Source organism: Flavobacterium cupreum, assembly GCF_003996965.1.
Taxonomy (GTDB): Bacteria; Bacteroidota; Bacteroidia; order Flavobacteriales; family Flavobacteriaceae; genus Flavobacterium; species Flavobacterium cupreum.
Genome location: NZ_QWDM01000020.1, coordinates 107291 through 115563 on the forward strand (window position 1 = coordinate 107291; position 8273 = coordinate 115563).

General features: G+C 37.6%; 8 protein-coding genes and 1 tRNA gene. 4 read left to right on the forward strand and 5 right to left on the reverse strand.

Annotated features, from left to right (window positions below; translation table 11 throughout):
• Positions 1-77 precede the first annotated feature (77 nt).
• Positions 78-1247: a proline dehydrogenase family protein gene (locus D0817_RS22590; protein ID WP_127340617.1), complete on the forward strand. Its 1170-nt coding sequence runs from the start codon at positions 78-80 to the stop codon at positions 1245-1247.
• 234 nt (positions 1248-1481) lie between these two features.
• Here the strand turns inward: D0817_RS22590 and D0817_RS22595 are convergent, their stop codons facing one another.
• Positions 1482-3272: an ABC transporter ATP-binding protein gene (locus tag D0817_RS22595; RefSeq protein ID WP_127340618.1), complete on the reverse strand. Its 1791-nt coding sequence runs from the start codon at positions 3270-3272 to the stop codon at positions 1482-1484.
• Positions 3273-3536: 264 nt separating this feature from the next.
• Here D0817_RS22595 and D0817_RS22600 point away from each other — a divergent pair.
• Positions 3537-3611: transfer RNA gene (locus tag D0817_RS22600), tRNA-Val, on the forward strand.
• Here D0817_RS22600 and D0817_RS22605 read toward each other — a convergent pair.
• From D0817_RS22605 to mobA, 3 genes are all read right to left on the reverse strand, one after another.
• Entirely contained in the window at positions 3602-5125 is a 1524-nt protein-coding gene (locus D0817_RS22605; protein ID WP_127340619.1) for a recombinase family protein, read from the reverse strand. The genes D0817_RS22600 and D0817_RS22605 overlap by 10 nt on opposite strands.
• The gene (locus tag D0817_RS26035; RefSeq protein ID WP_167470967.1) at positions 5109-5264 is read right to left on the reverse strand and encodes a hypothetical protein; all 156 of its coding nucleotides are present in this window, start codon (positions 5262-5264) and stop codon (positions 5109-5111) included. The genes D0817_RS22605 and D0817_RS26035 overlap by 17 nt, the downstream gene beginning before the upstream one ends.
• A gap of 382 nt (positions 5265-5646) precedes the next feature.
• Positions 5647-6081, reverse strand: coding sequence for a conjugal transfer protein MobA (mobA, locus tag D0817_RS22610; protein WP_127340620.1), 435 nt, complete (start codon positions 6079-6081; stop codon positions 5647-5649).
• A 218-nt stretch (positions 6082-6299) separates the two neighbouring features.
• Here mobA and D0817_RS22615 point away from each other — a divergent pair, with 218 nt between their 5' ends.
• Together D0817_RS22615 and D0817_RS22620 are read left to right on the forward strand one after the other, a co-directional pair.
• On the forward strand, positions 6300-6989 hold the full coding sequence (locus D0817_RS22615; RefSeq protein ID WP_127340621.1) for a nucleotidyl transferase AbiEii/AbiGii toxin family protein: 690 nt from the start codon (positions 6300-6302) through the stop codon (positions 6987-6989).
• 21 nt (positions 6990-7010) lie between these two features.
• Positions 7011-7349 carry a DUF6922 domain-containing protein gene (locus D0817_RS22620; protein WP_238160929.1) on the forward strand — a complete coding sequence of 113 codons (339 nt, stop codon included), beginning with the start codon at positions 7011-7013 and terminating at the stop codon, positions 7347-7349.
• 34 nt (positions 7350-7383) lie between these two features.
• Here the strand turns inward: D0817_RS22620 and D0817_RS22625 are convergent, their stop codons facing one another.
• Positions 7384-7809, reverse strand: coding sequence for a hypothetical protein (locus tag D0817_RS22625; protein ID WP_127340622.1), 426 nt, complete (start codon positions 7807-7809; stop codon positions 7384-7386).
• Between the last annotated feature and the right edge of the window lie 464 nt (positions 7810-8273).

Sequence of the window (8273 nt, forward strand, 5' to 3'; positions counted from 1 at the left end):
TTGAATCCGCAAAATAAGGCATTTTTAACTAAATAATATTGAAACTCTGTCTATATTTGCACAAAAAAATAACCTAAATGGAAAAAATATTCGACAATACTCAGGTTGCATTTTCGTTAAAAAGCGATACGGAACTTGACAGAGCTTATTTTCTTTTTAAAATGATCGACAGCGAACCCTTGGTGAGGATAGGAACTGCTGTTACCAATTTTGCTATTAAAGCACATTTGCCAGTAGAAGGATTAATCCGTGCAACCGTTTTTGACCATTTTTGTGGTGGTATCAACGAAGACGATTGTATTACTGTAGTAGACAAAATGTTTACAAAAGGCGTTTCATCTGTTTTAGATTATTCAGTTGAAGGAAAAGAAGAGGAAGAGCAGTTTGACGCTGCTTTGGAAATGACTTTAAAAACAATAGAATTTGCCAAAGAACGTCTGGCGATTCCGTTTGCGGTTTTTAAACCAACCGGTTTAGGCCGTTTTGAATTGTATGAGAAATTAGGCGAAAAACAAACTTTGTCTCCGGCAGAACAGGCAGAATGGGACAGAGTAGTGGCCCGTTTTGACAAGGTTTGCAGTGAGGCTCACGCCAAAGATGTTTCTTTACTGATTGATGGTGAAGAAAGCTGGATGCAGGATGCCGCTGACGATTTGGTTACCGATATGATGCGCAAATACAATAAAGAGAAAGCAATTGTTTTTAATACATTACAAATGTACCGTTGGGATCGTTTGGATTATTTGAAAAGGCTGCATGCGGTTGCCAAAACAGAAGGTTTCTTTATTGGAATGAAACTCGTTCGCGGTGCTTACATGGAAAAAGAAAACAAAAGAGCCGAAGAAAAGAATTACGTTTCCCCAATTTGTGTTTCTAAAGAAGCAACAGATGATAATTACGATTCAGCTGTACACTATATGCTGGATCATTTAGATACCATGTCCATTTTTGCAGGAACTCACAACGAATTGAGCTCTTATAAATTGATGGAAATGATGCAGCAAAAAGGAATTGCGAAAAATGATAACAGAATCTGGTTCGGTCAATTGTACGGAATGAGTGATAATATCAGCTACAACTTAGCCGAAAACGGTTATAACGTTGCTAAATACCTTCCGTTTGGACCTGTAAAAGATGTGATGCCGTACCTAATCCGTCGTGCTGAAGAAAACACTTCTGTAGCAGGGCAGACCAGCCGTGAATTATCGATGATTAAGGCGGAGCGTAAACGCAGGAAGGGGAAGTAGTTTTCAGTCTCAGTTTAGATTTTTAGATTTTTAGATTTTTAGATTTTTAGATTTTTAGATTTTTAGATTTTTAGATTTTTAGATTTTTAGATTTTTAGATTTTATAAAAAAACTCCATTTGCTATGCAAATGGAGTTTTTTTATTCTTAAACCCGACAGGTTTTTAAAACCTGTCGGGTTTGTTTAAAGTTTATCATTGGAATTTGGAATTTAAAAAATTTGGAATTTCAATTCTTACGAGTTACTAAACTGCAGATTACTTAAATTTTTGTAAATCCCGTTTTCAAGGTTTATCAATTCCTGGTGTGTTCCTTCTTCTGATATTTTTCCGTTGTCTAAGACCAGAATTTTATCGGCATTTCTGATGGTAGACAGACGGTGCGCGATAATGATGCTTGTTCTTCCTTCCATCAGTACTTCTAATGCTTCCTGAACTAATTTTTCGCTTTCACTGTCTAAAGAGGAAGTCGCTTCATCTAAGATTAAGATACTTGGATTTTTAAGCAATGCCCTTGCAATAGCGATACGCTGCCGCTGGCCGCCTGATAATTTTACGCCTCGTTCTCCTACCAAAGTTTCGAATTTCTCCGGGAAACCGTCTACAAAGTTGAATGCGTTGGCTTGTTTGGCCGCTTGGATGATTTCTTCATCGGAAGCCTCGGGTTTTCCGTATGCGATGTTTTCCTTGATGCTTCCTCCGAATAAAATTACATCCTGCGGAACGATACTCATGTTTCCACGAAGGTTTTCTAAATCATAATCATAGATATTTTTTCCGTCAACGGTGATTTCTCCTGAGGTGATATCGTAGAAACGAAGCAATAAGGAAGAAATAGTCGATTTACCGGCACCACTCGGTCCCACAATCGCAATTTTCTGACCAAATTCTGCCGTAAAATTGACATCTTTTAGCACTTCGACTTCTTTTCGGGAAGGATAGCTGAAGGCTACATTTTTGAAGGAAACATTTCCTTTTATTTTTTCGATCGGTGTAGTTGCTCTTTTTGCATTGATTTCTTCCGGGGTTTCTTCCAGTAATTCGAACACACGTTCCGTAGCACCAACTGCTTTCTGGATTTGTGCATACATTTCGGCGATTCCTCCAAAAGAGGCCCCGATAAATGTGGTATAAAGTACAAATGAAATCAAATCACCCACACCTTCAACTTCGCCTTTGATCGTTAAAGTAATTCCATACCAAACGACAGCCACTACGCAGCCAAAAAGACAAAGAATAATAAAGGACGCGAAATAACCTCTGTACTGACCGCCTTTAATAGCGATTTTTACAATCTCTTTTATTTTGTTTTTATAACGCTGAATTTCGTACCATTCATTAGCAAAAGCCTTTACATTGCTGATTCCCTGAAGGGTTTCTTCGACGATAACCTGGCTTTCGGCTACTTTATCCTGTGTTTTCTTTCCGTACTTACGAATAAATCTTCCGAAAATTACAGCTGCAACGGCGACAATAGGGACAATAGCCAGCATCATTAACGTTAATTTCGGACTGATGCTTCCTAAAATAACAAAACCACCAATGATTAAGATTAACTGACGTAAAAATTCAGCAATGGTCGTGGTAAAAGTATCCTGTAACTGCGAAATATCGGCACTGATGCGGCTGTTGAGTTCACCAACACGCTTTTGGGCATAAAAAGACATTGGGAGTTTAACCAGATTCTCATACAAGGCAAAACGGATATTTGACAGGGAGTTCTCTGTAAAATTTACAAAAAGCGAAATCCTGAAAAAAGAGAAAATAGCCTGTAGTGTCAGGATTCCCATAAGTCCAATAGCAATTTCATTAGCCCTGCTCAGGTCTTTTTTGGTTACACAATCGACTAACATTCCCATTAGTTTAGGGAAGGCGAGGGCAGTGGCACTGGTCAGTAAAAGAAAAACCAAACCGAGGAAAAATTTCCACTTGTGGCTTTTACCATATTTAAAAATTTGAAGTGCTTTTTGAAGTGAATTAGAGTTTAATTTAGCTTTCGGTAAATCGTTTTCCTGGAATCGTGGCATTTTAGTATACTATTAAGGTATGCAAATGTATGATTATAGCATCGCACTACAAAAGATTATTCGAGATTACCGTTTGGGATTTTGTTTTTTAACTAAATTTTAGAAAAAGTAAAATTTAATCGCCATTTTAAGGAGCTGAAAAATAGAGTACTAAATAATAATAGTAAAAAATATTTCATTTTTTTTCTAAATATGCTTGCAAATACAAATTCTAGCTGTATATTTGCACTCGCAATCACAAAATGATAGCAGCCTAATAAAATAGGGCGATTAGCTCAGCTGGTTCAGAGCACCTCGTTTACACCGAGGGGGTCGGGGGTTCGAACCCCTCATCGCCCACTTTGAGGGATAACAGAAATGTTATCCCTCTTTTTTTTGTATATAAGATACCCTTTTTCCTCCATTTTACTGGCATTATGAGAAAATATATCCATCATTGTAGGTGTTCGATATATACCCTCTTGATAGTACAAGTTGCCATCGAACACCATGTTCACAAAGGCACGTTTCTGCAAAGTATTTGCTCTGCTGTAAACATATCGTATATCTCCCAATAAATCGAGATTACTTTCTAAAATTTCAAAAGCTTTACCTTGGTTTGTGTTTAGTCTTTCTATCGATGCTGTAAGGGTCAGGATATGATCGCTGTATGTAGAATACCATCTATCGTAAGTATCTTTATTTATTTCGTCCCTGAACCATTTTTCTTCCACGGCATTTAATCTCTGCTGTATCTCTTCAAGTTTATGCTTTTTGTCTACTGCTTTTTTCTTGTTTGTTTTTAATTCCTGCTCAATGGAAGCATAACTCCCATCTCTTATCTCCTTAATCAGTTTTTCTGAAACACTCATTAGTTCGCAGGCGTTTAAGAACTGCTCATGTGCTTTTACAGCACTTATGTTATTGTGCTTGGAATGCTTGCATTTATAATAGTAGAAATATTTTCCAGATTTGCCACGGGAAGGAGCACCTGTAAGGGGTGTACCGCAATGACATTTTACAACGCCCCTTAATGGTATCTCATCATCAACGGTTACCTTTACTTTATCTTCCTTTTTCATTTTGGACTGAACCATTGTCCATGTTATCTTATCCACTATTGGCTCGTGAATAGCTGGGAAAAGACCGCCCGGCAGATCCTTGAACGGCTCAACCTTTACCAGTCCTGCATAAACAGGATTTGCCAGCACGCGGTCAATAGCCATATTGCCTTTTCTGTCAAAACCAGACTGGTACGCCATTTCTTTTATTTTATATAAAGGCACATTACGAAGGAACATATCATAAATTAATCGGACAATTTTAGCTTCCATCTCGTTTACTTCAAGATGTCGCTGTTTTCCTTCACCAACCTTGCTGTAGCCAAAAGGTTTTTCTCTGGTAAGAAAACGACCTTCTTTAGCACGGGCAGTGTAGAGTCCGCCACGCACTTTAATACTCCTGTTTATATTATCTTCTTCGGCAAGCAGTAATTGTAAGCCTGCCCTGAAAAAGCTTCCCGGGGTATCATAATCAAAGACTATCCCTTCTGTCACACTGATAATCTGAATACTATATTTTTTTTGGAACTGCTTGACCATGTTCATAGCTTCGCCAGCATCTCTGCTAAAGCGGTCAAGCTGGTCTACAAGCAGATAATCAACGGATTTATAATGCTTGGCTATAAATGCCTGCAATTTTATAAAATCAGGACGGTCAAAAGTCTTGGCACTTTTCCCCCTGTCAATGAAAGAATCCACCAGCTGTATGTTGTTATATTGCAGGTACTGGTCAGTGTATAATTCCTGTCTTTCAATCGAGCCATTGCTCTGCCCCAACTGGCTAAATCTTAAATATCTAATCGCTCTCTTCATATAATTCTTTCAATGTTAATGAAACAATAATTTCAATCATTAGATTTACTAATTTCTGTTCTTTTTCTCTTTCTAAATCCTCATGATTTTTTGATACAATATCATTATTTTCAAACTGTTCATCTTTTAAATTTTCCATGCCAAACATCGTTAAATTCAATTAAGATGCCATGTGTCTCACGGCATCAAAACTAATTTAAATTACAATTTTGCAGTTTTAATAATTTTGCTTTTATTGGAATGACGTGGCTTCTTTTGGCTTTAAACACTATAAAAGATTATGTTCTTCAAATTCCTCCGTAAGCTGTACAATTTTTTATAAAATGGAGATTCTAAAATCTCCACTTCCAATTTTGCAACTACATCTAGGATGCAATTTGCACTAACCAGCAATTAATAAAAACAAAATAATGTATCCTATCAATTATTTATATAGGCTACAAGATAAATCATGTATCATACATAAGAGTTATATCAAACATCATTATCGACATAGTTTTTCCTAAACTTTCGCTTTTGTGCTAAGCTTTTTTAATGTGCTTTTCTTCAAATTCCTCGGTGAGCTGTATGATCTTTTGGCATAAAACAGCAAATTCTGCGGTCTGCTTTTCCAGTTTGTACAGATATGCCGAAGCTTTCTTTTCGGAAAATCTTTGATATAGAATCTTGACAACCTGATTGTAATTTACCCCGACCGACCTAAACTGGCTGTAGAAAGAGGTCAGTCTCATATAATAATCCATCGTCGCTTTATCAATCTTGACTATTTTGACTCCCTTTTGAAAAACACACGCTGTAATAAAGTGCGCCATTACACGCATTCCAGATGCTTCAAAAAGAGACAGGAAACGTGCATTTTCTTCTGCGGTAAAACTGATGGAATAGCGATGCAAAGCGGGATCTATTTTTGGTGGCCTTCCTCCTTTACGCGGGTTCTTTTTCTCTTCATTTTCCATGACTTTAATTGCTGTTGTTAATTGCAACTAATATATTTTATATTCAGTATTGTTGACATAATGTGGATGTACTTGGAAGCGCTTAGAAGCATTTGGCTTATTTATTCCAAAGACACTTAAATCTTTTAGATTGGACATCCTCTGCCAAATAAAGCCATTAGAGGACACTTCAAAAGAGCAGGGCTTTTTCAGACTTAATTTTCTGAAAATATAAAATTATGCTCTGTAAAGAAACTGTTACTTCGGAGATGTGGGAACTTCTCCAAAGACTTATGAAAGATGAAAATTTGAAAGACCATATATTGGTTGGCGGTACGGCGCTGGCCTTAAGATTAGGACACCGCTTATCGGTAGACATAGATCTTTTTACAACAAAAAATTTTGATCCGCAGACGATGCTCAAATACCTGCATGCTACTTACGGTGTGGATGAAAGGGAAAGCCGACTCTACAATAACACAGTTCTTACGTACATCGATAATATAAAAGTTGATATTGTAACGCACAATTATCCTATTCTGAATTCTGTGGAAACAACCGAAGGAGTCCGCATGATTTCCAATGAAGATATTGGGGCAATGAAACTCCATGCAATCCATCAGAACGGCACCCGATACAAGGATTTTGTCGACATGTACTTTATGCTGGAGAAAGAACCTCTTAAATTTTATCTGCAAGCCTATCAGAGAAAATATGGCAAAGATCCGTACTGGGCTTGCAGAGGCCTGAATACTTATGACAAGATTGACACATTTGACGGTGTAGATATGCTGAAAGAAAAAGAGCAGAATTGGAAAAACATCCAAAAGCGTTTGGAACTGGCAGTAAAAAATCCTTTATATAAATTTAAATCAGAAAGCCAGGATTTACCAATTAACCCCAATAAAAAGAGAGGTTTTCGCAGGTAATTCAGCAGAAATTGCTTATATTTGATACTAACCATTATTAAAGAAACAATGGAAAAACTGCCTAAAAACATACCCAATCTCCATCCTAAATTCTTCTGGGATTTTAGATTCGACAGCATTGATTGGGAAGGAGCATATAAAATGGTTATTGCCCGCATTGTGGAGCGTGGAGGTCAGGATCAAGTTGACGAAATCGTCCGTTTTTACGGACGTGAAAAAGTAATCAAGGCAGTCCGTGAAGAGATTTCCTTTCTGCCCAACTATGCAATTGAAGATGCACTTAAATTCTTTCCCGAACTAAAAAAGGAAGATATGTACTGCTACCTTAACCGTAAGGACAAACCGTATCACTGGATATAGTACTTCGGACAGGCGGGACGCTTTCAATCTTGCATTACATCTCTAACTTGGTTTTTCTTGGTTTGCTTATTTCCTGTTCCTTATCCTGCGATTGTTTGACTGCAGTGTTGTTGTACTGGCTTGTGTGCTGGCTTAGCGATTTGTTTTGGCTGGGACTCTCAACAGCACCCTCAGGATTATTTACACGACGAAAAACCGTTTTAACCGGGCCAATCAGATTCGAAGGTTTTTGAGGTTCTTTTTGATTTTCCTTGATTCTTATAAACAATAGCCTGCCCAAGAGTTTTCCCAATCCCGATCTGGTCGGATTTTTGAGCTGTCTCAGGAAATTCGACAGAAAATTGGAAATCACATCTCCGCTTTTATCTACCTGCATAAACGGCCTTTTTTCTGTTTGTTTTGTTTTTTTTATTTCTTTCCTTTTTTCCTGAACTTCTTTTTTTGCGTTTCTTTTTTTCATAATTCCTGATTTTGCGACAGAAGGTATTCATTAGGCTTATACATTCCCTATTGTGGCACTTCGTGGCTTTAATTGGCAGAATATAGCGGGTATTGCATTGCAGATGCTATGGACGGATTGGATTTTATATTTTTAATAAGCATTTAAACGAGAAATAATAAAAAGAAAATCAAGGTAGTTCGGGATAGCTTGGCGAGCCAAAAGACTACGGCATAATGTCTTGCTCGTTCCTCCCAAGCCACCCTTCGGGACTTATTCCGTTTCCTTTTGGCCTGCCTGCATCCCGTACTTTCAAAACTGCTTTCTTTTTCTTTTTTTCGGTTTTTCTGTTCTCTTTTTGGAAAAACCGGTCAATTTGACCACCTAATTCCGGAGTAAATTGACCACCCGTTCCGGAGCAAACTGACCACCTAATTCCGGAGCAAATTGACCACCAGGTTTTGTGGTGAATTAAGTATTAAAAA

Bases quoted from the DNA above. Each gene is read 5' to 3' on its own strand.
- D0817_RS22605 (WP_127340619.1), bottom strand. From the start codon at position 5,125: ATGAAGAGAGCGATTAGATATTTAAGATTTAGCCAGTTGGGGCAGAGC.
- D0817_RS26035 (WP_167470967.1), bottom strand. From the start codon at position 5,264: ATGGAAAATTTAAAAGATGAACAGTTTGAAAATAATGATATTGTATCA.
- D0817_RS22590 (WP_127340617.1), top strand. From the start codon at position 78: ATGGAAAAAATATTCGACAATACTCAGGTTGCATTTTCGTTAAAAAGC.
- mobA (WP_127340620.1), bottom strand. From the start codon at position 6,081: ATGGAAAATGAAGAGAAAAAGAACCCGCGTAAAGGAGGAAGGCCACCA.
- D0817_RS22595 (WP_127340618.1), bottom strand. From the start codon at position 3,272: ATGCCACGATTCCAGGAAAACGATTTACCGAAAGCTAAATTAAACTCT.
- D0817_RS22625 (WP_127340622.1), bottom strand. From the start codon at position 7,809: ATGAAAAAAAGAAACGCAAAAAAAGAAGTTCAGGAAAAAAGGAAAGAA.
- D0817_RS22615 (WP_127340621.1), top strand. From the start codon at position 6,300: ATGCTCTGTAAAGAAACTGTTACTTCGGAGATGTGGGAACTTCTCCAA.